The 23,575-nt window shown below is 53.4% G+C and carries 17 protein-coding genes and 1 riboswitch; of the genes, 9 read left to right on the forward strand and 8 right to left on the reverse strand.

The genetic code is table 11. From position 1 onward, the window contains the following. Positions 1-137 precede the first annotated feature (137 nt). The 3 genes from SH287x_RS14055 (at position 138) to SH287x_RS14065 (ending at position 6,201) form a co-directional block, all read left to right on the forward strand. Positions 138-1,556: a pilus assembly protein TadG-related protein gene (locus SH287x_RS14055; RefSeq protein WP_479514951.1), complete on the forward strand. Its 1,419-nt coding sequence runs from the start codon at positions 138-140 to the stop codon at positions 1,554-1,556. Between the two features lie 170 nt (positions 1,557-1,726). Continuing rightward, positions 1,727-1,944: riboswitch (cobalamin riboswitch) on the forward strand. Between the two features lie 277 nt (positions 1,945-2,221). Further along, a complete protein-coding gene (locus SH287x_RS14060; protein ID WP_479514952.1) occupies positions 2,222-5,038 on the forward strand; it encodes a ribonucleoside-diphosphate reductase subunit alpha in 2,817 nt (938 codons plus the stop codon). A 92-nt stretch (positions 5,039-5,130) separates the two neighbouring features. Further along, a complete protein-coding gene (locus SH287x_RS14065) occupies positions 5,131-6,201 on the forward strand; it encodes a ribonucleotide-diphosphate reductase subunit beta (RefSeq protein ID WP_479514953.1) in 1,071 nt (356 codons plus the stop codon). 399 nt (positions 6,202-6,600) lie between these two features. Here the strand turns inward: SH287x_RS14065 and SH287x_RS14070 are convergent, their stop codons facing one another. Both SH287x_RS14070 and SH287x_RS14075 read right to left on the reverse strand, forming a co-directional pair. Beyond that, positions 6,601-7,425, reverse strand: coding sequence for an FHA domain-containing protein (locus SH287x_RS14070; protein ID WP_479514954.1), 825 nt, complete (start codon positions 7,423-7,425; stop codon positions 6,601-6,603). 68 nt (positions 7,426-7,493) lie between these two features. Further along, on the reverse strand, positions 7,494-7,823 hold the full coding sequence (locus SH287x_RS14075) for a hypothetical protein (protein WP_479514955.1): 330 nt from the start codon (positions 7,821-7,823) through the stop codon (positions 7,494-7,496). 89 nt (positions 7,824-7,912) lie between these two features. Here SH287x_RS14075 and xerD point away from each other — a divergent pair, with 89 nt between their 5' ends. After that, the gene (gene xerD, locus SH287x_RS14080) at positions 7,913-8,860 is read left to right on the forward strand and encodes a site-specific tyrosine recombinase XerD (protein ID WP_479514957.1); all 948 of its coding nucleotides are present in this window, start codon (positions 7,913-7,915) and stop codon (positions 8,858-8,860) included. Positions 8,861-8,916: 56 nt separating this feature from the next. Here the strand turns inward: xerD and SH287x_RS14085 are convergent, their stop codons facing one another. Beyond that, complete coding sequence (locus SH287x_RS14085; RefSeq protein WP_479514958.1) at positions 8,917-10,761, reverse strand: hypothetical protein; 1,845 nt, start codon at positions 10,759-10,761, stop codon at positions 8,917-8,919. 260 nt (positions 10,762-11,021) lie between these two features. Between SH287x_RS14085 and SH287x_RS14090 the strand changes: the two genes are divergently transcribed. Next, entirely contained in the window at positions 11,022-11,270 is a 249-nt protein-coding gene (locus SH287x_RS14090; protein ID WP_479514959.1) for a hypothetical protein, read from the forward strand. Positions 11,271-11,591: 321 nt separating this feature from the next. Here SH287x_RS14090 and SH287x_RS14095 read toward each other — a convergent pair whose 3' ends face one another. The 3 genes from SH287x_RS14095 to SH287x_RS14105 all read right to left on the reverse strand — a co-directional run bounded on the left by SH287x_RS14095 (position 11,592) and on the right by SH287x_RS14105 (position 14,246). After that, positions 11,592-13,280 (reverse strand): GH3 auxin-responsive promoter family protein, encoded by a 1,689-nt coding sequence (locus SH287x_RS14095; RefSeq protein ID WP_479514960.1) that lies wholly within the window; start codon positions 13,278-13,280, stop codon positions 11,592-11,594. Between the two features lie 402 nt (positions 13,281-13,682). Then, complete coding sequence (locus SH287x_RS14100; protein WP_479514961.1) at positions 13,683-13,916, reverse strand: small basic protein; 234 nt, start codon at positions 13,914-13,916, stop codon at positions 13,683-13,685. Between the two features lie 132 nt (positions 13,917-14,048). Beyond that, positions 14,049-14,246 carry a hypothetical protein gene (locus SH287x_RS14105; protein WP_479514962.1) on the reverse strand — a complete coding sequence of 66 codons (198 nt, stop codon included), beginning with the start codon at positions 14,244-14,246 and terminating at the stop codon, positions 14,049-14,051. A 390-nt stretch (positions 14,247-14,636) separates the two neighbouring features. On the opposite strand from SH287x_RS14105, the gene SH287x_RS14110 reads away from it, so the two are divergent. From SH287x_RS14110 to SH287x_RS14120, 3 genes are all read left to right on the forward strand, one after another. Continuing rightward, positions 14,637-17,114, forward strand: a complete 2,478-nt coding sequence (locus tag SH287x_RS14110) for a hypothetical protein (RefSeq protein ID WP_479514963.1) — start codon at positions 14,637-14,639, stop codon at positions 17,112-17,114. A gap of 126 nt (positions 17,115-17,240) precedes the next feature. Then, positions 17,241-18,167 carry an ABC transporter ATP-binding protein gene (locus tag SH287x_RS14115; RefSeq protein WP_479514964.1) on the forward strand — a complete coding sequence of 309 codons (927 nt, stop codon included), beginning with the start codon at positions 17,241-17,243 and terminating at the stop codon, positions 18,165-18,167. Next, positions 18,167-19,309, forward strand: a complete 1,143-nt coding sequence (locus SH287x_RS14120) for a hydantoinase/oxoprolinase family protein (protein WP_479514965.1) — start codon at positions 18,167-18,169, stop codon at positions 19,307-19,309. The genes SH287x_RS14115 and SH287x_RS14120 overlap by 1 nt, the downstream gene beginning before the upstream one ends. Here the strand turns inward: SH287x_RS14120 and SH287x_RS14125 are convergent. After that, a complete protein-coding gene (locus SH287x_RS14125; RefSeq protein ID WP_479514966.1) occupies positions 19,275-19,706 on the reverse strand; it encodes an RrF2 family transcriptional regulator in 432 nt (143 codons plus the stop codon). The genes SH287x_RS14120 and SH287x_RS14125 overlap by 35 nt on opposite strands. Positions 19,707-19,853: 147 nt before the next feature. Between SH287x_RS14125 and hmpA the strand changes: the two genes are divergently transcribed. After that, on the forward strand, positions 19,854-21,137 hold the full coding sequence (gene hmpA, locus SH287x_RS14130; RefSeq protein ID WP_479514967.1) for an NO-inducible flavohemoprotein: 1,284 nt from the start codon (positions 19,854-19,856) through the stop codon (positions 21,135-21,137). Between the two features lie 218 nt (positions 21,138-21,355). Here hmpA and SH287x_RS14135 read toward each other — a convergent pair whose 3' ends face one another. Further along, positions 21,356-23,275 (reverse strand): hypothetical protein, encoded by a 1,920-nt coding sequence (locus SH287x_RS14135; protein ID WP_479514968.1) that lies wholly within the window; start codon positions 23,273-23,275, stop codon positions 21,356-21,358. Positions 23,276-23,575 lie beyond the last annotated feature (300 nt).

Below are 23,575 nucleotides of genomic sequence, written 5' to 3' on the forward strand. Positions count from 1 at the left end.
TCTCTATGGCTTCGTATCTCATGCGGTTTCCCTCTAAACAGTCGTGTTCCGGCAGCATGAATCCCCGGAATTTTCAGCACAAATCACGTAGCTATGCCGCGCACACTGACCCGAAGCGGGTGTAAGAGGATGTGATAATGACACCGCAAAAATCACGACAGCGATCAGCGACTCAAAGTCAAATACGAGCCATACCTCTACAATGGTCGTCGCGGCGTGGCGTGATTGCACTCAAGTCAGCCCTCTGCTTGCCACCAATCCTGCTCTTCGTGGCGATGGTGGTTGATGTGGGGATGATTGGAATGACCAATGCCCAACTTCAACAGGCTGCTGATGCGGCGGCCCTTTCCGCAGCTCATTCACTCGTCCATTCGGTGGTGCCTTCAGCCCTTGAAGCCGACTATGACCTGGCCAGAGCCACCGCAAAGACGATCACCGAATTGAATCCTGGTGCGGCTCAAGGCCGAAAACTGGCTGTCGAAGCAAGCGACATCGAGTTCTTTGCCACATCTTTTAACTCAGAAACCGGCGTGCTCATTCCTGCTGGCGGAGGGTCGGGAATATCCAACGCCGTTCGCGTGACAATCCGTCGGGATGGCCAATCCAACAGCCCGTTGACGATGACCTTTGCTCGACTGGCGGGTTACAACGTGGCTAACCTGAAACGGGAAGCAACGGCCGCCTTTTTTCCAGCCGAAGAAATCGGTGAAGGTGCTGAGATTCTGCCCATTGCCGTCGATGCCACCATCTGGTCTGCCATGAGGATAGGTAACACACTGGCGAATAAGGTCGTACCTTATGATATTGGCAATTTTCTATCAAAAATAACGATACTCGACATTCTGACGACAGCATTAGGGAAAAAGGTCCTTGACCCACTCGGTGTGCCGTTTGACTTGACTGGCAATCCGCTGATGATCATGGATCGGCAAACTTATGATCACGGAGAAGAGGCGATTTCCGGTGGGCCGGATGGTGTCTGGGAAGGACTGTTTCTTCCGCATCAACTCGAAAAAACGCTGGCAATCATTCCTATCATCCCCAAGCTTACCGGCGTGAAGTATCTACCGGGAAACATGGTGATTGTAGATCTAGGTAAACAGGCCAATTCCTCAAAACTGGTGATGAATCTTGCGAGACTGGAACGCCAACTGATCACCGGGCTGGACTTTCAGGATGTGTCAGGCGTCAATGCGCTCAATGGGCGTACAGGGTCAACATTGAAGACCCCATTTTCTGTTCCTGGTCAATACTATTTACCTATCGAATTAAAAGAGCAGTTGACAGCATCTATTGGAAAGCCACGTATCCTCTTTCTCTATGCGACAATCCCTGGTGTCATTACAACTGCTAAAGATCTCTTGCAGATACCGACTAATTTTGTAATTGTCGGCTGGGTCGGGGCCGTCGTGACTGAAGTGAATTTTTCATCCACTTTGAACTATGTGAAAATTCAGCCTGCCCCCTACCACAATTTCAAACTGGGTCGCGGGAGCGGGACAACCAGCAACGATTATTCCAGTGGTGTCTACGCCGGGCCATATCTGGTGGATTGACTTTTCGGGGGAGTCAACCCTCTGGACAATCCCATAAAAACATTCTGAGAAGATGTGTTTGCCTGGGCGAATGGCGCAAGTAAGTCTGACTTTTCAGCGATGTCTGGCGACTTCAAATCATCTTGGTTTGAGTCGTCAACATTTGATTGACGAAGCCAGCCCATGTCGGTATGTTGAGCCGCGTTGCTGGTTAACCACAAGATGATGTGGTTTCCAAAAGAGGGAATCCCGGTGAAATTCCGGAACTGCCCGGCAGCGGTGAGCGGAAACGACCGTCAACAGAGGCACTGACTTCACAGAGTTGGGAAGCGTTGACCAGTAGAAAACAGCATCGATGAGATGCTGAATGTCCGTCAGTCCGAAGACCTGCCAGCAACTGGGTGACTCAGTTCACAGGATTGCGATGACTGTCTGTCATCGGCCTGAGTCGCTTGTTCACCGAACCTTCTCGGGAAAGGGCGGTCGAGGATGAATTGTCTGAATGTCTGCGCGCGCAACCAGCGACTGATCACACACTCTATTCACAAAAATGCCTTGTCCTTGCGACAAGTGTCGTGTGCGATCGGTCAATGCGACGCAATCAGGTTCCTCGATCCCTACTTACGGGTAAGTACCGGTGACTTCGCCAGACTGTATCAATACGATGCAGAAAGAGGTCATTTCTTATGCGACGTGCCCCCCACGAATGGATCGTACGGAAGCGTGATGGTCGAAGCGTTTCCTTTGAACTTGGCCGCATTCACAATGCGATATCTAATGCGTTTCGGGCAGAGCTAAATCTTGCTGATGGCCAGCCACTCGAGACAGATGCCGCTGAAGATGTCGCAAGCGTCGTGCAATCTGTGGTTGATGATATTGCCCCTTTAGCCAGTCAGCCAAGTGGCATTGATGTTGAACGAATTCAGGATCTTGTCGAAATGGGGTTAATGGCCCGTGGTCAATACCGCGTGGCGCGTCGCTATATTATCTATCGTGCTGAACACGCGAAGATGCGAGCCATTCGTGGCGAAGAAGTCAACACATCACCACAAGTCGTGCATGTAACCCTCAATGATGGGACGAGAGTTCCATTTGATCAGTGGCGGATGCGAAAGCGCCTCACGGAAGCGGCACGCGGACTGGAAGAAGCCGTTAATATCGAGGAACTGGCCGAGGAAGTGCTGCGTTCCGTCTTTGATGGAATTTCTATTAATGATATTTACCGTGCCCAAATCCTTGCCGCCCGGTCTCGCATTGAGCGCGACCCCGCTTTTGATATCCTCACGTCACGATTGATGTTAAATGTGATCTATCAGGAGTCGCTGGGGGAAACCCCGGATGCAAAGACTCTCGACCGTCTTCATCAAGATCAGTTTGAGCATTATATTATTGATGGCGTTCGTGCCGGTCGCCTGACGCCTGAGCTTCGAGGGTTCGATCTGACTCGCCTGGCGGCGGCAATGCAGCCTCAGCGAGATAGTCAGTTTCGCTACCTGGGACTCCAGGCAATCTATGATCGATACCTGCTACACGTCAATGGTCGCCGGATTGAAACGCCTCAGTATTTCTGGATGCGTGTTTCCATGGGTCTCGCGCTGCAGGAGCAGGCGAGAGAAGACCGCGCGATTGAATTTTACAATACACTGTCGACATTTCGGTTCACATCCGCCACACCAACTCTGTTTAACTCCGGAACCCCACATCCTCAGCTCAGTTCTTGCTATCTGAGCACGGTCAGTGATGATCTTTCCCACATTTTCAAAGTGGTTTCTGACAATGCCATGCTTTCCAAGTGGGCGGGTGGACTGGGAAATGATTGGACAAATATTCGTGCGACCAACGCCCACATCCATGGGACAAATGGCAAAAGCCAGGGGGTGATCCCGTTTCTCAAGGTGGTGAACGATGCAGCTGTCGCCGTTAATCAAGGCGGCAAGAGAAAAGGTGCGATTTGCAGTTATCTGGAAACCTGGCATCTGGATATTGAAGAGTTTCTGGATCTGCGAAAGAACACTGGAGACGACCGGCGACGCACTCATGATATGAATACCGCTAACTGGATTCCCGACCTCTTTATGAAAAGAGTTCGCCAAAACGGGCAGTGGACGCTATTCAGTCCCGATCAAGTCCCTGACTTGCATGACCTTTATGGCCGAGCTTTTGAAGAACGCTACGAGCATTACGAGCGATTGGCCGATGAAGGTGAGATTGAACTGTTCCGGCGAATCTCAGCGGCTGAATTATGGCGAAAAATGCTGACCCGGCTGTTTGAAACGGGGCACCCCTGGATCACCTTCAAAGACCCCTCAAATATTCGCTCGCCACAAGACCATGTCGGTGTGGTTCATAGCAGTAATCTCTGTACGGAAATCTTACTTAATACCTCAGCCGACGAAACAGCGGTTTGTAATTTAGGGTCAGTGAATCTGGCTAACCATATTGTGGACGGCCAACTCGATCTGGAACGGTTAAAGTCCACTGTGACGGTCGCATTGCGAATGCTGGACAATGTGATTGACATCAACTTTTATCCGACCGCTGAGGCTGGCACCTCCAACCGCCGGCATCGTCCGATCGGGTTGGGTTTAATGGGATTTCAAGACGCCTTGTGCAAGTTGGGCATCAGCTTTGCCAGTGATGATGCGATTGAATTCTCGGATCGCAGCATGGAGGCGATTTCCTGTTTTGCGATTGAAGCGTCGGCCATGCTGGCCAAAGAACGTGGCACCTATTCAACATATGCTGGCTCCAAGTGGCAGCGGGGATTCTTGCCGATCGACACGCTTGCGTTTCTTGATGACGAACGCCAAGAGCACGTGCCTGTTGATCGGTCATCAACATTGAATTGGCAGGCAGCACGGGATGCAGTAGCTCAATACGGGATGCGAAACAGCAATGTTCTCGCGATTGCTCCGACAGCCACTATCTCAACGATCATCGGTGTTTCCCAGTCCATTGAGCCTGCTTATAAACATCTCTATGCCAAGAGCAACCTTTCCGGCGAATTCACACAAGTGAATGAAGTCCTTGTGGCAGAGTTGAAACAACTAGGCCTGTGGGATGCTCAACTGCTGGATGAGATGAAATACTATGATGGCTCGATTCAAAACATCGGTCGCATTCCTTTAGAAATCCGACAGAGATATTTAACGGCTTTCGAGATTGAGCCGAAATGGCTGATTGAGTGTGCGGCCCGTCGACAGAAGTGGATTGATCAGGGACAGTCGCTCAATCTTTATCTGGCAGAGCCTAGCGGACGTAAGATGCATGAAATGTACATGCTTGCCTGGCAGAAAGGTCTTAAAACGACTTATTACCTCCGCACATTGGCAGCAACTCAAGTGGAGAAGTCGACACTTGATGTGAATCGCTTTGGGGTTCAGCCGAAGTGGATGAAGAACCGCAGCAGTTCCAGTGATGTAGAAATTCATCGGGAATTGGAAGCTGCACCGATTGCTCAGACATGCCCTATCGATGATCCGACTTGCGAATCATGCCAGTAGTCGGGTATGGCCGCCTTTTCGTCCTCTTCGCCTGGCTGTCCTGACATTGCAGACCTTTATATTCATCCCTACCAATGACGACGGAGTTGTCGATGTCTTTTAATGATGCTGCATTTCTTACACCAGAAGCTCCTGGTTCCATTCCCAGTTCGCGAATTAGTGCTCGGGAAAAACGTCTGATTAACTGCCATCAAGTTGATGTGAATCAGTTGATGCCGCTCAAATATCAGTGGGCCTGGGAGCACTACCTCAATGGTTGCGCCAATCATTGGATGCCAACCGAAGTGCCAATGAATAAAGATATTGAGACCTGGAAATCAAGCAAGCTGACGGCTGACGAGCGTCGGGTCATCATGCGGAACCTGGGGTTCTTTTCTACAGCAGAGAGCCTGGTGGGCAATAATCTGGTGCTTGCAATTTTCCGGCATGTCACCAATGCCGAATGTCGCCAGTATTTGTTGCGACAAGCCTTTGAAGAGGCTGTTCACTCTCACACGTTCTTATATATTGTGGAAAGCCTGGGACTGAATGAAGGCGAAGTCTTTAATATGTACCACGAGGTACCTGCCATTGCCCGTAAAGATCAATTAGAAATGGAGTTGACGGCAGAGGTTCTCGACCCATCCTTTACGACAGAAACTTTTGAAGGTGCTCAGGCATTCCTGAAAAATCTCATTGGTTACTATCTCATTATGGAAGGGATTTTCTTCTATACAGGATTTGTCATGGTGCTTTCGTTCCATCGTCGTAATCTGATGACGGGCATTGGAGAGCAGTTTCAGTACATTCTCCGCGATGAGACTATCCATCTGAATTTTGGGATCGATTTAATCAATGGCATTCGTAATGAAAACCCCGATTTATGGACACCAGAATTCCAGCAGTCGATGATCGAGCGGGTGAGAGATGCTGTGGAACTGGAAATTGAATATGCCATGGATGTTTTGCCACGCGGCATTCTGGGTTTGAATTCTGAACTCTTCCGCGACTATGTCCAATTTATTGCCGACCGCCGGCTGGAACGTATTGGTTTGCCAACGCAGTATGGTTCATCCAACCCATTTCCCTGGATGAGTGAGACGATGGATCTCTCCAAGGAGAAAAACTTCTTTGAAACGCGAGTGACGGAATATCAAAGCGCCTCAACTCTCAGTTGGGATTAGTGGCATGGCCACTTTGCCTTGGTAGGTGACTCAACTCGTCCGCAGGCTCGTTGGCCTGCTCATGACTCGTTGCTTCACTTGTCAAAACAGGTTTGAAGCTTCCGGAGAGATGCCGTTTTGATGCCGGGCCTTTCTCTTTTTTTTGAAAAAGGCCCCGGCTGTTTTATGCTGAAAAGGCAGTGTAATAGACAGCTCAGAGCAGCAAGCATGGCATGCTGAGAGGCTATCCGAAAACGCTCAAACCCTTCTCCCTCGAGGGAGAAGGTGGCCGTAGGCCGGATGAGGGGATTGGTATTGGCTTTGGAAACACGACCGGTTCATCGGCCCTCACCCCAGCCTTCTCATCCTTGGCCTCTCCCGCGAGAGGGAGTCTTCCCGGATAGACTCTGAGTGTGCGAGCTAATCGAGCTGTTCTAAAAACTGGGCAAAATTGTCGTCGAACGTTTCTTGGGAATTTTTTGGAGCAGCGGGAGACTCTTCAGAAGCATGCCGATGCTGGTGATCAGTCGCTTCGGTATCGAGCGGTTTTTCACTGTTAATGTCATGAAAACCCGATGAACTGGAATCAAAAAGGCGGGCGGGAGGATCGACCATTCGTTCAGCAGGAGCTGAACTTGAGGTGGAACGAACTTCCCCACTGAGGGGGGGCGGTTCATCCAGAGCCTGAGCTTTATCAGTTTTAATCGATTCACTCGGGATGGTCGTTTCAGCTTCCTGCTCGTTCACATCTTGCGCTACGGGAGTCGTTAACAGACTCATGCCCAATTCTCGGTCATGGCCCGCGCTCTGGGATACGTCAGCAGATGATCCGATGGATGGCGGGTGCGCTGGCTGCGTCTTGGGGGGGCCAAGAATTGTCGAACTGAGAGAACTCAGGGCACCAACCAGCATTTCGCCCAGTGGGGCCTTCCTGACCGGAATTGACATGCCTTGAATCTGGAGAACAAACTGAGCCGGGCCAATCGTGATTTCGTCACCTGGCTGCAAAATTACGGCTTCTCCGGGTGAAATGCCCACTCCGTTGACGAGAGTCCCGTTGGAACTCCCTAAGTCTTCGACACTCACCTGGTTTCGCTGGATGATGATCCGGCAGTGTCGCCGGCTGATTTGTGCCGACGCAATTTTCAACTGACAGTCAGGCGCACGCCCAATCACCGTCTCAGCGAATAACCGGACTTCTTGAATGTTCGCGGTTTTGTGCAGAAGTCGGAGCGATGCCTGCATGGGCGAAATAGCCTCCACTCAGGGAGAGGCATCCATGCCTAAAATTCACAAACCAAAGTATACAAAATTTAACAAGCGCAGGGAAAGTCCATGCTGGCAACATCAACTGACACCTCGCCACCCCCCATCGTGAGAAATCCTGTTTTTTTGTACAAGATCCGCTGAATTTGAGGGAAAGAACCTCCCTCGCCTTTGGTGTCGCATTGCGGCGAACGCAAGTGGCTCGTCGTGGTGATGCGATGTTTGAATCCTTTGCTCCATGCCGGCATAAAAAAATTGCCGCACATCAAATCCTTTACCAAAGCGGTGTTACGCATCTGGTTTCGATTGAAGTGTGCCACAGCTTCCGATGCGGAAGAGTCTCTCTGATCGCCAAAACCGCAAAAATGGCCTGCCATCTGGCCTCAATGAGCGGCTTTCCCGAATTCCGTGAGCTTCTCCGGTCGATACTGGTGGGAGCAGAGCAGCGATCACCGGGGAGTTTGTCATGCCGCCACGCTTTAAGCCTGTTCAGAACTCTGCCGCCCGCGCGATCCCGACCACGCAGCCATCGACACATATCGAAGGTTTTGTCGCTTATTTACAGGGCGAATGCGGCTTGGCTCGCAACACGGTTCTGGCTTATGAGCGGGACATCATCCGTTTTGGCGGATGGTTTCAAGATTCGGGCGTCGCTCGTATTACCGATACCACGTTGCAGGATCTTTCAGGTTATCTGAGATTTCTCCATGAGATGAAGTTGGCCACAAGCACAATTGCCCGGCACCTTGTTTCGTTGAAAATGTTCTTTCGCTATCTGATGCTCGAAGGGGTGCTCAAGGAGAGCGTTGCCGATCTTCTGAACTCTCCCAAATTGTGGGAGCATCTGCCAAAAGTCTTGAGTGAAGATGCCATCAATCGGCTGCTGGATGCTCCCTCACCACAAGATCCGTGTCCTTATCGGGATCGTGCCCTGCTCGCGCTATTGTATGCGACGGGTTGCCGGGCGAGCGAAGTCTGTGATCTCACCTTGCGGGATTTGCAATTGGATGAGAGCTATTGCCGCTGCCGGGGAAAAGGGAATAAGGAGCGGATTGTCTCGCTGAATCCGGTCGCGGTCGCAGCCTTGAAAGTCTATCTGGCACGCGAACGACCAGCACGGGCAGGGACTGCTCCCGACAGCCCGCTGCTGACGTCTCGCAGCGGCAAATCCATCGACAGAATCACCGTCTGGAAACTGGTGAAACGCTATGCGGCACGGATCGGCATGAGCCAGGATGTGACGCCCCATACACTACGGCATACGTTTGCGACACACATGCTGGCCCATGGAGCCGAGATTCGTGCTTTGCAGGAACTTCTGGGGCACGCGAGTATCCGCACCACTCAGATCTACACGCATGTGGAACATTCGCGATTGAAGACGATCCACAAGCAATGCCACCCGCGTGGTTAGAGGTGATAACGCAACAGGCCAGCCACCACAGGCACCGTTTATTCCTGAGGGGCCGATTAGAGTTCAGCCCCTTTGACTCGACGGGCGATGACTCGACCAAATAACTTCACCAGTCCGTTGTCTACTTCAAGTTGCAGCTTGAGTGAATTGCCAGTGGGGCGCATGCGGAACTGGACATTCCGGCCTGATTTTTCAAAGGCGATCGCGGCTTCCTCATTGAACTCATCGACGCGTTTTCCCCGTCGTTCAAGAAGATCGACCCAGCGGGAAACATCGGCGGAAACCAGAATCGGAGCTTGCTCTGCTGGCCCTGCGTTCGTTGCTGGCTGAGCGGACTCTTCGACGGTCTTTCTTAAAACGGCAATGGACTGGCCCGTACTGGCGGTTGCGAACCAGAGAGCCTCAGGTGTGACCATGAAGGCGAGTTCACCACCATCTTCCCCATAGAGGCGGCGATTGGCCCCCCCTTTGTCGAGCGGAACCCGGTGAACAGGAAATTCGAGGATGCGGGCCACATCCAATTCCAGAGCCTGCAGTTTTTGATCTTCCGGCTGACGTTCTTTGAACATCTTGACCAGCCGCTGAAACGCCATGGGAAACTCTTCGCCTCCGGGAAGGCGAACACCACCGGTGATCTGATAATTCTGGCGTTTATCGCCCACCATCTGAACGAAGACATCCACCAGCCCGGCTTCTGTTCCGCGGCGCAGTGCCGCAAAGACGGGGTTAAAGTATTCAGCATCGCCGGGAGCCTGGCCGGGCTTACCCTCAGCGACAGCTTTAGCAATTTCTTTGGCAATGACCTTCTCAGCCGTATTCCAGGTTTCGTTGAGGAGTTTCTGTTGATCAGGCTCGAGGATGGTTGAGACGCCGACTGTCAATGTGGTGTTGTTATTTAGTAAGCGGCCAAACTGGCTATGCCGACCAGGGAAGGCGTTAAAGGCTTTCATGAGTTTACTATCGGGAACTGCGGCGATATCGAGTTCAAATTTAGCAACCAATGTGTCGCGATCGAGTTTGGCACCGATAGTGACTTCTTCGGTGTCGCTAATAAATCGCTCAAGCTGCTTGAGGCCACCTTCTCCAGCGAGCCGGCGCAGCTTGTACTCGGCTTCGCCTTCAGAGTCACGCTGTTGCAGACTGGCGCGAACGGTTCCTTTGAGAAACTCGACAAAGACACTTTTCAGGCCGGGAGGAACATTCTTGCTCAGTGCACTAAAGCTGATGTCGTAACGGCTGGCATAGGGGTCAGTCAGTTTCAGTGGATCAGGGAAGTTGCGAGTTGTTTGAAATTCCTCAGACACCAGAATGATATATCCGTCTTTTTCAATGACATAAAGCTCATCGGTACTGTTGCCTAATTCAAAAACCGAGTGATAACTCTGGTTTTCCGCTTTCCGAATAGTCGTGCCCGGTATCCCCAGGCTGGCAACCCAACTCAGGTACTCGTCAATATTGGTAATAGGGACATACATGGCTGGCCATATGGGATCGGTCAATGTGTCGCCCAGATAGAACATCGTTCCCAATGGTTTCGTGCGGTCAATCCCCTTAAGCTCTTTAAGATCACTTTTGATCCAGAGGGTCATGGCTTCGATCATGTCGAGCCGTTCGCACTTCGTGAACAGGGCCTGCCCATTCTGTTCCAGTCGATCGATGCTGGCAATTTGCAACAGCATTAACGGCTGGTCGACACGGGTTGATGTGCCTGAAGACTTTCCTGGCCGTTCTTCCTGAGCTGAGACCGAAAGGCTTCCACTGACCAGAACCCCGGCAGCCAACAGAAACAAGGCCAGCCTCTGGCCCCACGAGCGGCGGTGCTGAGATGCCCGGTGGATCACAGGAGCCATGGGCACGGCAATCATGGTTGCAGGGATTACGGAAACAGTGGAGCGCGGCATGTCACAAACCCTCAGAAGCAGGCAAGCTCGGTAGTGTCTTTCCGTTTCACGCGGTCTTCAAAAACGGTCTTCAAAAATTGAGGAGGCGTAAAACCAGGGCCTTCCCTAGTGCATTGTCAAAGCATGAAATTCGGGTCTCTTGTGTTGTTAAGTCCGACAACGGAGGACGTTGCGGCGACATCAACCCGAAGACAAAGCCGTGACACGGCACTAGAGGCACATCGGCGAATAGGGAAGGCAAAAGACTAACCGGTTTTACCATGGCAGTGGCTTCCGGGTTTCAGATTCTCCAGAATTTCGAGATTCTCATCGACAACCTCAGTGAGGAGTATTCGTCTCTGCTTGTGAGATTGCTATCGATCAGGCATCTTCGATGGCGATGTGCTCCCTTTCATCAAGAGCCACACGCTTCCCCCCTCATCCGGCCTTCGGCCACCTTCTCCCTCAAGGGAGAAGGATTTGAACTCCCTCTCCCGCTTGCGGGAGAGGGTTGGGGTGAGGGGTATTAGTCTCTGCATTTGAGATTGCTATCGATCATACATCGTCGATGGCGATGTGGCTCCCTTTCATCGAGAGTCACGCGACTCCCCCTCATCCGGCCTTCGGCCACCTTCTCCCTCAAGGGAGAAGGATTTGAACTCCCTCTCCCGCTTGCGGGAGAGGGCCGAGGTGAGGGTCATTAGCCTCTATATTTCAGATAGCTATCAATCAGACTTCGCCAATAGCAACGTGCCACTCTTTCATCGCGAGCCACGCGCCCCCCCCCTCATCCGGCCTTGCGGCCACCTTCTCCCTCAGGGAGAAGGATTGGAGTGCTTGCGGGCTGGCTTTTAGCTATCGCGGCTCAATTTTTCTGTTCTCACCAACCCCTCGCTGAAAGCCAGGTCAGGGACGAGGCAGGGGTGCTTGTACTGCTCGGCGGAACCGCCCGGTCGCTTGAGCCGTTCGCGACGAAACCGTTGCCAGGTTCCTGTGGGCAGAAGTGCAACATCCACAGGATCAAGTCGGCCTGACTGGCGCTTTTCCCGGTACTCGCAGTTGCTTTCCTGCAGTTGTTCGTCGATGGCTTTGACCAGATCGAGGTGATGGGCGCCGACCTCGTTCTGCTCCACATGCAAGCGATAACGGGGTGGTGATCCCCAAACGGGAGACAACGTAAAGCAGCCCACATCGACTTGCAGTTTCTTGCCCGAATGATGAACGGCATCTACGACCTGTGATTCAGAGATCTTCTCGCCGGTCAGATTCGAGATGTGAGCTCCCTTGTGCAGGAACTCCAGCATCGGTGTCTGGCGATAGAACCCCGTACAACGGACGACATCCCGAATATCATAGCGGTAGAGGCCCGAGGTGGTCGTCAACAGGATGAAGTAGTTGTGACCTTCTTCCAGTTCATGGGCTTCAAGAATCACGGGATGCGGACGGCCATATTCGGCTTCGGGAATAAACTCAAAATAGTGCGTGCCGATATCCAGCACACCAGAACTGGTTTCCCCAGCGAGAGGAATGGTCATGCGGCCTTCACTGGCGGAAAGTCCGTGATCACGGACAGAGACGTTGCCATAGAGCTTCCGCATCGCAGGGAGGTAATGCTTGACGGCGCCGCCCGTCCAGACTGCGACGGCTTGCAACTCAGGCCAGAATTCTCCGGGAATCAGCGTGCCTGAATTGGCGACGAGCTTATCCAGTTCCAAGGCTCTGCGGGGGTTGCGACGGAAGTATCCTTTACGGAAGGCAGGCCGTAATTCAGTCGGGATGGCGCTCATTTGATGAACGGTGCCGTCATAGATATCGCGAATCAGCGTTTCACGGTGTTCGTCCGCCAGTTGTGCCCAGCGAATGAGTGTGCTCGGATTGGCTGTCGTGACCATTCCCACATGAGGATTGGCAATGGCGCACCTCAGCGCGATGTAGCTTTTCGCCTCCATATCGCGAATTTTGGCGACCTCTGGCGGGACGGTGTACATCGACCGGACGATCCGGCTCTGCATGCTCGTGACTAAACCACTGATGTTCCCACAGGGGGTTCCCCCAGAAGTACGGAACTGGTCGTAGTCGCTGGTAAGCTGCACAATATCCAGGCGATTAGCCGCTTCATGTTCATTGAAGAACTGGAGGCCCCAGATATTCCATCCCCGGCGGTAATCGTCGAGAAATGGCCGGGTGATGGGGATGTATTTTGATTCTGCTGTTGTGCCGCTGCTCAGCGCGAACATGAGCAGGGGATTATTCGGGCCTAGCAAGGCATCGTGTCGGCCAAGTTTCAATTGTTCGACAGCAGGGCGAATGCTCTCGAAATCGCCGACAGGCCAGCGGTGGCGAAACTCAGACGGCGAGAGTTGCGCGGTCAGCCCAAACTTTTTAGAAAACTGGCTGGCTTCATTTAACGAAAGAATGCGGGAAAGCGTCTCCTGCTGCGTGCGGGCACAGTCATTGCAGAGAGACAGATAGCGATCGGCAACCTTCTGCAATTTTCTACGAACGAATTTTCCGCCCACATATCTGATTGTTCGTAGCATGGCTCACTCCAGATCGGTTTTCAGCCCTCCTGGCTCTCGAATGGGGCCTGAATGGGGCTGACTGTCTTCTGGATATCGGAGCAATCTCCCGTTGAGTTGAGTGATGGAAACGAATGAAGCGAAGAGATTTCCAGGTTAAAGAAATTTGCCAATCCATTTTCGCAGAAGTGCGGCGAAAGGCCCCCACACGAAAAGCGAGTGACAAGAAAAGCGGGTTAGCAGAAAAGTGAGCTGGCAGTGGTGGAATGAAGAAAGCCCCATCTGGGCAGGGTGCCAGACGGGGCTTTTTAATGCTGATCGTCGATAAGCGGCTTTCACAAACCAGCCCGGCTCCAGTAATGTCTAGAACTCGGAACCTGTTTTGTGTCAACCGCTTACGCAGCGAATTGCAAGAAAGAAGTGTTACTTCTTCTTGGCGGTCTTCTTCTTGTCGTCTTTCTTGTCTTCGGCTGTCTTCTTCTTTTTCTTCTTGCCGATGACCATCTTCACAATGCGAAGCTTAGGAAGACCGAATGGGCTTTCTTCCGTGCTGAGCTTTTCTTCGCCGATCATCTGAAGGATGCGTTCGCTCCGCTTCAACACATTTCGTGTGCGGGCCAGGCGCCCCTTGCGTTTAAGACTTTTGTCGATCGACACAATCTAACTCCAAATTTATCAAACCGTTACGGCGAATGAAGTGCCGCTGGCGTCAGCGATGGGAAGCGTCACTATTTCAGTGAGGCTGCCGAGGAATGGAGAAGTGTAATTTCCCTGAGATCGATCTGCAACTCACGCCAGATCGCAAGTCAGCTTTACGGCAAGGAATCGCCAGCTCGATGAGGATTTTCCAGCAATGGCTTCCTGAGTCAGCAGGCTTCGATCATGTGGGTGGATTCCGCGAAAATTTGGCGAAGTCAGACCACCTGCCAGCTGTTCGATTCCCATTTGCTTTCCGCACTGGGTACAGTGCTTGACGATTGGATTCATGGGAAATCCCTTTAAAGACAATCTGCAGGAAAGATGCCAGGAGAATTACAGAATGATCTTTGTTTTTTAAGGGGTCTCACCGTATTCAGACTGTATTCATACGGTGAGTTCCGTTTTCCACCTGAGTTCGGTTTACAACCGAGTGCTGCGTCAAAGCTTAAAAGCGGGGTTGAACAGGTAGTCAAGTCCGACATCGGAGGACGCTACTAAGCATGAAACCCCAAGATAAAGCCGTGACACGGCACGAGCTATGTTTCGCCCCTCCTGACGAGGGGGCCGCAGTGTTCCTGTTTCGTTGGTCTCAATTATGCTGATTCAATGTGATTCCTGAGATAGCCGCATTGATTTCGGTTACTACAGAGTGAAAGTCGGTTCCTACCGAGTTGACTGATGCCTTTGAGCGAACCTTCCCGCTTGCGTCGACAAGATCACGAACAGCTGTTTCCGGGGGATGACTCCCTGAGGACGTTGCGACTGGCTGCTCGCTGCTTAATGCTTGCCATGATGACTGGGATTTGCTTATTCGCATTTCCATTGACACTCATGGCCGAACAATCGGCATCTGAGCTAACGCCCGAGAGTCCCCAGGCCGCGCCCCCACTGATTGTGGGGATCGATGGGGCCTGGCAAGCGGGGTTGTGGACGGAATGCCGCCTGACTGACAGCTATGTTCCGCAGGGGACAACAGCCATTTCCCTCGCGACGGCCGACGTTGATGGCTCTTTGGTCTCGACGCCGATGTTTCAGGATTCAAATCAGAAGTGGCGCGGGATTGTCCGGCTCTCTCGCCCTGATGGATTCATTGTGGTGGAGCCAAAGGGAGCTGACGGACAGCGGCTGCCCTCCTTTCGCGTTGATGCGGGGTCATCACCCCAGTTTGCGATTGGCTTACCTCTAACTGACCGGTTTGTCGTGACGGTGGGGCTGCCGGAGGCTTCGCGAAAAATGCTGGATGCCCTGAATGGTGCAGGGAGTTCCCGCAGCCGGGGGCCGCTCTTTGTGCTTCATCTCCATGACGATTCCGAATTGCCTGTCACGCTCGAAGGTTTCGCCAGTGTTCGTTACCTGCTGGCGGCGGGGAATGCCCAGTTTTCGCCCCAATCCAGCCAGTTGCTGAAATCCTGGGTCGAGATGGGAGGTTCCCTGTGGACAACGCTTTCACTCGCTGCGGGAAATGCTCTTCCCGCTGATGCTCCCGCCGAGACCCGGCAAGCCATGATCTCCCGTGGGCTGGAGAAATGGTTACCCATTGAGCTGACAACAGAAACCGCCATCGTCCGAGAGCTGGGTTCATTAGAAAAGCTGGCTTCCCGGGACTCACGGATTCCGACAGCAGGCCGAACATCAATCGTCCGTTTTCTGGCCAAGCGAGGAGAACCTCTGGCGGCGAGTCGTGATGATCTGTTGCTGGCTCGCATTCCGTTTGGCTTGGGGATCGTCAGCGTGCTGGCTCTCGATCCCACCCTTCCTCCGTTGGCGCAGTGGACGGCACAGCCTGAGTTCTGGCAGCATCTGGCCACTGAGTCGGTTTCTCGAGCGGAAAATGAACGAACAACCTCCCGGCAGCTTGTCACAACGGGAATTTCAGATCTGGCGACTCAACTGGGGGCTAGTGTTGAGCAGTTCCCGGGGGTGAACCGGACATCGACCGGCGTATTCCTGGCCTTGCTGCTGGGCCTGATTGTGCTGGTGGGGCCGATCGATTACCTGATTGTGCATAGAATATTGAAGCGTCCCGTTTTGACATGGATCACTTATCCCACTTTGGTGGTGCTGGCGTCGCTGGGAATCTTTGCCTGGGCCAGCAGCACCAATGCTCTTCCTTCAAGCTTCCGTGGCCTGGATGTCGTGGACTACGATGCAGTGTCTGGCGTGGGACGCATTTCAAGCCTTTACGCGGTCTATAGTGATCGCTCAGGCCGATTCAATGTCGAGGGAGAGCGAACCTGGCCAGTCGGGAAAAACGTGACTCCGAATGAAGCATCTGCCACCAAAGAAGTGTCTTCCAACAAGGGGGCGACTTCCAGCAAGGAGGCCATCAATGAGATGCCTGCCGTTTTTGCGCAGAAGCCGGTGATCACATGGTGGGCACCACCGGAAGATACATTAGGAGGTTTATTGCGACCTGCGGGAACGTTCTTTGCGAATGCTCCTTATCAGGTCAACCTTGTTCAGGGAACCGTCACCGGGCTTCCACTGGAGCATTGGGGCGTGCGGATGTTGACGGGCATCAGCCGCTTTGAATTGACGGAACCGCTGATTGAAGCACAGTTGGCAACGACCGGCCTGGGGAAATTGACAGGAACCATACAGCACCGTTTTCCCACGGAATTGACCGACTGGGTCATTGTGCATGGAAATCGGCTTTATCGTGCGGTGGACTCGAAAAGCGATAATGGCATTGTGCCGTTGAAACCCAATGCGTTATGGCGTGTGGATCAGCCCGGTGTGATCCAGCGTGAATTACGCGGGTTTCTGACCGGTGCCCGTGCTCGTACGGTGAAAGCGGATACGTCTTCCAGTGCTGGCGGAACAATTGCTGTCGAGCAGACCGCCTATGATCCTCTGGATCTCGATTCGGTCAACATTCTCAGGATGATTTCATTCCACGAAGACATTGGTGGAACGTCTTATACCGGGCTTTCCAATCAACTTATGCCTCAGGCCGATCTTTCCGCACAGTTGCGGCTGGGCCGGGCGATTCTGATTGGGCGGCTGGCAGCCCCCGCAACATCCCTCAAACTGGAATCGGTGGGGGAATCAAAAATTGAAGTCACCTCGGCGGGGCATGAAACCGTCATTCGTTGCCTGCTTCCTGTGGCAGCCAATACGGGTGATCTCGCACCACTTCCCAAATTCAAACCTTAATCCGGTTCGATGACTTAGAAATCGCCAGACTGGCCCTCGCAGGTCGTCCGGCATGACGGTTCGAGAATGATCTCTCCGCAACATTGACCGAGAACTTGCGGCTGGCTTTTTGAAAGAGAATGTTCCGTGATTGAAACCCGGCAACTGACCAAGCGATACGGCGATCTGATCGCCGTCAATGAGATTAATCTCAGCCTGAGCGAAGGGGATGTGTTCGGCTTCATCGGGCCTAACGGCTCCGGCAAGACGACCACCATGCGAATGCTGGCCACGCTGCTCAATCCCGATTACGGCGAAGCTTACGTTTGCGGCAAATCCATCTATACCCATCAGGAAGAAATTCGACGGCTGGTCGGTTACATGCCCGATTTCTTTGGCGTGTACGATGACATGACCGTGCTGGAGTATCTCGAATTCTTTGCCGCGTCTTACCGGATTGCCGGGCCGGCACGTCGCAAAATCTGCGAAGAAAAGCTGGAACTGGTCGACATGAGCTTCAAGCGTGATGCCATGGTCAACCAGCTCTCGCGTGGTCAGACACAGCGGATCGGTTTGGCTCGCGTGCTGCTTCATGAACCGCAAGTGCTGCTGCTCGATGAACCGGCCAGTGGCCTTGATCCTCGCGCCCGAATTGAAATCCGTAACCTGCTTAAGCGATTGGGGGAACTCAATAAAACGGTCATCGTCTCCAGCCACATTCTTCCTGAACTGGCGGATGTCTGTACGCGGGTCGGAATGATTGAGAAAGGCCATCTGATTGTTGATGGCTATGTCGATGAAGTGATGCGCAAAGCCCGCCAGCAGATTCTCCTGCAAATTCGCGTGCTGGAGAGAACCGAAGCGGCCGCCAAATTACTCGAACAGCATCCCCAGATTTCTCAGATCGAAATCGTCAAAGGAACCATCCAGGCAACTTTGGCACTGGACATTCTTGATTACAGTTCCATTCCTTCAGCGCTGATTGAAAATGGCTTTAAGCTGACTCTCTTCCGTGAAGAGGAAGTCAATCTGGAAACGGCCTTCCTGTCGTTGACGCGCGGCCTTGTTCAATAATGCGGGGTGATGAGGCGATCCATCCGCCAGATAGACAGCCTATCTCAGCTAGTATCGGGCTGGATATCGGAGGGGCAAATCTCAAGGCATATCATTCATCGGGCTTTAGCCTGCATGAACGTTTTGCGTTATGGAAATCGCCGGAAGAATTGGCAAGCCGATTGGCTGGACTGTTGAAGCGATTGCCACCCGCCCGGCAATTACTGGTGACAATGACCGGGGAACTGGCGGATTGCTACTCCTCGAAAACCGTGGGTGTGAATGCGATTTGTCAGGCGATTGAACAGGTTGCAGAGCAAGTGGCATTGCAGCAGGCTCATGCGCTGCCCGTGAAATACTGGCAGACGACCGGCCGGTTTGTCAGTCACCACGAAGCCGTTGCCCAGCCTCTGCTGACAGCCGCTTCCAATTGGCATGCGCTGGCCAGTCTGTCGGGAATGATGTTCCCGACACAGCCTCATCTCCTGCTGGATATCGGCAGCACCACGGCTGATCTCATCCCCGTTTGCAATGGGCAGCCCTGTTCTCTTGGACGAACTGACCTGACGCGACTGGCAGCGGGTGAGTTGGTTTACACTGGCAGCCGACGGACTCCCCTGGGGGCGATGTTGCCAGTCTTTTCTGGGGAATTGAGCGGATGGGGGAAGGTTTCAATACCCGCCAGTGCTGAATTCTTCGCCACAAGTCATGATGTTTACCTGGCATTGAAAGTCTGTGCAGATAATCCCGCTGATCGTGAAACGGCCGACGGACGGCCCGCCACCCGTGAATGGGCGTTGGCCCGTATTGCCCGGCAATGGTGTGCCGATGTCGAAGAACTGGGCGAAGAGAATCTGCTCATCATCGCAGAGCAGGCGGCACAGTCTCAGTGCCAGCAGATCGAACAGGCGGCCCGCGCTGTGCTCGCCCGGCAGAACAGGCCCCTGAACCTGATTGTTCTGGCGGGAGAAGGGGAATTCATCGGGCGGAGTGTGGCCGCCAAACTGGGCTTTTCTCTCGATGCTCAAGTCTCTCTGCAAGCCTCCTGGCCACCGGGTGGTTCAGAAGCCGCCTGTGCCAGAGCCTTGGTGGAGCTTGCCAAAGTTGAAGAGTCCAGAGAGGACGCGCTTACGCGCTACGTGGCACATCACAGAGCGGAATAACGCCATTGGTCGAATCCAGAATCTGGGCCAGAGTCACTCCTGCAAAAGCTTTTTCTGTCTCGGCATAAGCCTTATCCAATTGCTCATGAAGAGGGCAAAGATGGGTGTGAGATGGCAGACCCAGAGGACAACTCCGGATCCTCTCCAGAGGTGAAACCGCATTCACGACATCGAGAATCGATAACTCATGGGGAGAAACAATCAATGTGTGCCCCCCGCCCGGCCCCGATTTCGATCGGACGATTCCGCCCCGGACAAGATCCTGCAACACCGTATTGAGATACCTGCGAGGAACCTGCGTGCGCAACGACAGCTCATCGGCAGAAACCACCTGATCGGCAGCTCCCGCCAGACAAGCCACAGTACGTAGCGCGTACTCCGCTGTTTTCGGAATCATGAAAGCCTCATTTGTCGTCGATGCTTGATTCTACACCTTGACATGTAGAAATCAATGGGTATTGTTCTGGTGTTGGTCAGCCCCTGCCACTTCCCGTGATTCGTTCAGGAAACTTCAACAGCAAATTTCTTCAAGGAGAGCGCTCTCATGTTTGCTCCTGGCACTTTGGAAATTGTGAAAGCGACAGCCCCGGTTGTGGCGACACACGCCGAGGCGATTACCCGTCGGTTTTATCATTTGATGCTCACGGCTCATCCCGAATTGTTTGCTTTCTTTAACCCGGCGCATCAGCAATCGGGCCGACAACAGCGGGCGCTGGCAGATGCCGTAATTGCCTATGCGACGTCTATTGATCAGCTTTCAAAATTGCTTCCGGCGGTGGAACTGATTGCTCAGAAGCATTGTTCGTTGGGGATTCAGCCTGAACATTATCCGATTGTCGGAAAATATCTGCTGATCGCCATTCGAGATGTTCTGGGCGAAGCAGCGACCGACGATATTATCGGGGCCTGGGGCGATGCCTATGGCGTGCTGGCTGAGATTTTGATTCGTCGGGAAGCAGAAATCTATCAACAACTGGCCACTCAAGCTGGCGGATGGACGGGATATCGTCCCTTCGTTGTGACAAGAAAAGTGCCTGAAAGTGAAACCGTCACCTCGTTTTACTTTGAACCTGTGGATGGCCAGCCATTGGCCCACTTTCTTCCTGGGCAATACATCACCGTCAAGATTGATCCCGCTCAGGTGGTTCGCTCTCAAAACCCGGAAGCACAGGGACATTCTGGTGTGACGAACCTGATTGCCCCCCGTAACTACAGTCTTTCTGATCGTCCCGGATTGGGCCATTATCGGATCAGTGTGAAGCGCGAGCCAGCCGCCAATGGCGTGACTGCGGCGGGGTTGGTCTCCAACCACCTTCATGATCAGGTGAATGTCGGAGATGTGATTCAGCTCGCCCCGCCCTGTGGGGAATTTACGCTCGATCCGGCTGTCGCAGCTACAAAACCACTGGTTTTTATTGCTGGCGGAATCGGAGTAACGCCTCTCATTTCCATGGCAAAAAGCGTGGTGCATCATGGCCCGCACCAGCCCATTCATTTCGTGCATGCAGCGACCAACAGCCAGTCTCATGCCCTCCGGCACGAACTCAAAGCGATGTCGGATCTCAGTCCCCATCTGTCGACCCACATCCGCTATAGTCAGCCGCTGGCCGACGACGCTCAATTGGCTCACTGTGATAGTGAAGGGATGATTGATCAGGAGTTTCTGGAATCACTGGTGTCCCGTAGTCCGAAAGATACGGAGTTCTATTTTTGTGGCCCTGCCCGATTCATGATGCAGGTTGAACGGGGACTGAAGTCACATCACGTGGAAGATTCCCGAATCCACTACGAATTCTTCGGCCCGAAACAACAGCTTGAAGCCGCTTAACCCCCCGTTCGGGGGATTGTGGCGGCGTATGGACGACATCTGTTCAAAAATGAATGGGAAAGTACGCCGCCAGAATGCGTTACTTTCGTGAAATGCTTAAATACGCAAGCATGACACGAAGCGTAATTGATTGTTGGAATACGGATTGGTTCCAGCGAAAAACGTGTTGGCAACAGCAAATGACGTCCCTACGCCGCCACACTAACCCGGAAACGGGTCTAACGCGAAGCGGCATGGACGGCCAGTTTTTCATGGATTTCCAGATCCGGCGCGATTGCACCATTTCCCTGACGAAGCGTCTGACGGGAGTCCATATAGAGCCTGCCGACCAGATCTGCATTTCCCGGTGCATGGGGGACAAGATCCAGGCCAATGACAGCGGCTTCTCCCGCCTCAATCGTGGTGGACGGAATCAGCAGCAACTCGCCAGAACGGGATCTGACATTCCATTGACGGGTTGGCTTGGGGTCTGTCACACCCGCCAACCGCCAGCCTGAAGGAATCACGATACCGATGGCTGGCTGAGCGGGTTCAAAGCCATGATTACGAACCACCAGCACCACGGGGCGGCTGCTCTCGGCTGCTGTCGGTTCATTGCGATCCAGAATATCGAGCGTCATGGGGAGACGCTCATCGGTTAATGTCACCACATGATCAAGTTGATCCAGCGGAATGTCATTCCGGCTTAACTTGGCTCGGAGGCAGCATTCCTGCGAGGCGCGACGCCCCATAAATTCTGCAGGAAGCCAAGCCACTTCACCGGGCTGAAGCTGTTCGATCTTCCATTCCAGCACGCCGGGTTCCCGTTGCTGAGCGGCTCCGGGGCGTGTCGCTTCAAAAGCGTCATCGAAAGCCAGTTTCACCCCAATGCCCGTGATGGGTTGTGACGTGACATTCTTCACGCGAATGGATGTTCCCAGTGGAGAATCCGTGAGGCGATGATCAGCGGCAATCAGTTCAAATTCCAGATGGCGAGGGATGACCCGCACCGTTCCTGAAACCGCGTCCAACTGTTGATCACCAGCCGTAATGGAGCAGCGGAGAACATGATCGCCAAGTGTCTGTGCATCGATGGGCAGGGGGATCTCACGCGTTTCCCCAAAACTCAAATTGTTGACCGGAATGGAAAGGCGTCGTGTTGCTTGAGAGGCATCATACCGAGAATCTTCCCGGTGATTGTGCCGGGCCGTGGAATCTGCCATGGAATCCTGGGACAGTCCAATCGGGAGTGCCGGTGTGGATTCCACTTCCAGAATCAGGCCAGTGGCGGCTCCGACTCCCGTGTTTCTCACCTCAATCAGGCAAGCCCCCCGGCTGCCCAATTGACAAACCACAGGAATCATCTGCAGGGCCGCGTGAGGAACCGGAGCTTCTGGCCCGCCAACCCCACGGCTACCTCCTGAAGATTCACCACCAGATCTGTATTGTAAGTGGATGTGGCCCGGTGCCGACTGAGGGATTTGTGAATGGGCTGGCGAAGACAACTCGTTGAGAGTACGCGGAGCCAGGGATGTCCCTGACGCCGCTGGCTGGCTGGGAAGATCACGATAGGAGGGCTGGCCCGGCCCGATCAAACCTGTCTGTCCCTGCGAGCCGGGTTGTCCTGAATAGGCCGGTGATCGCATCGAAGAATAGCCCGGTTCGCGCGATGGCATGGCAGGCGTGTTTGGCCCATAGGGGGCATGACCATAATGCTGTGAAGGAGCCGGTGCGTAGTTTGAACGATAACCCGCCTGCGGATTTCCATTGGCTGAGGGGTTGCCTGTCGGCGGAACTCCGTTGGCAGGTTGATATTGATAAAGCCCGCGCTGGGGTGCTTGAGGGTTGCCTTGCGGGCTATTGGGGGCCTGCCCAGAATATTGGCCAGATGAGTATTGACCAGAGTGTTGGCCTGGCGGCACCGCAGATCGGTAAGGCCAGGATTGATAAGGCAGCGGCTGGCGCTGCTGAGGCGCCACGGGTTGGGGCTGCCCATAAAAAGGCTCTTGGGATAACCCTTCCGACGCCAACCCCAGGCACACCAGCGGCGTCACCAGCCCCCACATCGCCAGACGATGAGCCGTGCTGATTCGTTTCAGCTTGGTCAGGTCGTGCATGGCCTGATGAATCAGCGATGTGAGGAACTCGTCGTATCGCATGCCCTGATCCCTCTTATTCCCAAGCGACTCGGCAATCGATGAAAGCCATCTCGCTAGAACTCAATTTCTGGCCCAATGACTTTATTCATGCCTCACACATATTCTCTCTTGGGACTCTAGCCGCGCCAGGGAAAGAGACGGTTCATAACTTGAGAGAATCTCACCAAATGGGCAGACGACATTGCCCCTCCTGCCGACAGCGCAGACTGGCAAAGATTTTTCGACATGGCAAACCTTACCCCTTGCGGGGCTTGTGGCCCCCTTGCGGGGTTTGGGGCGGCGTATATGGCCAGTTGTTTG

It is taken from the genome of Planctopirus sp. SH287, from assembly GCF_056500625.1.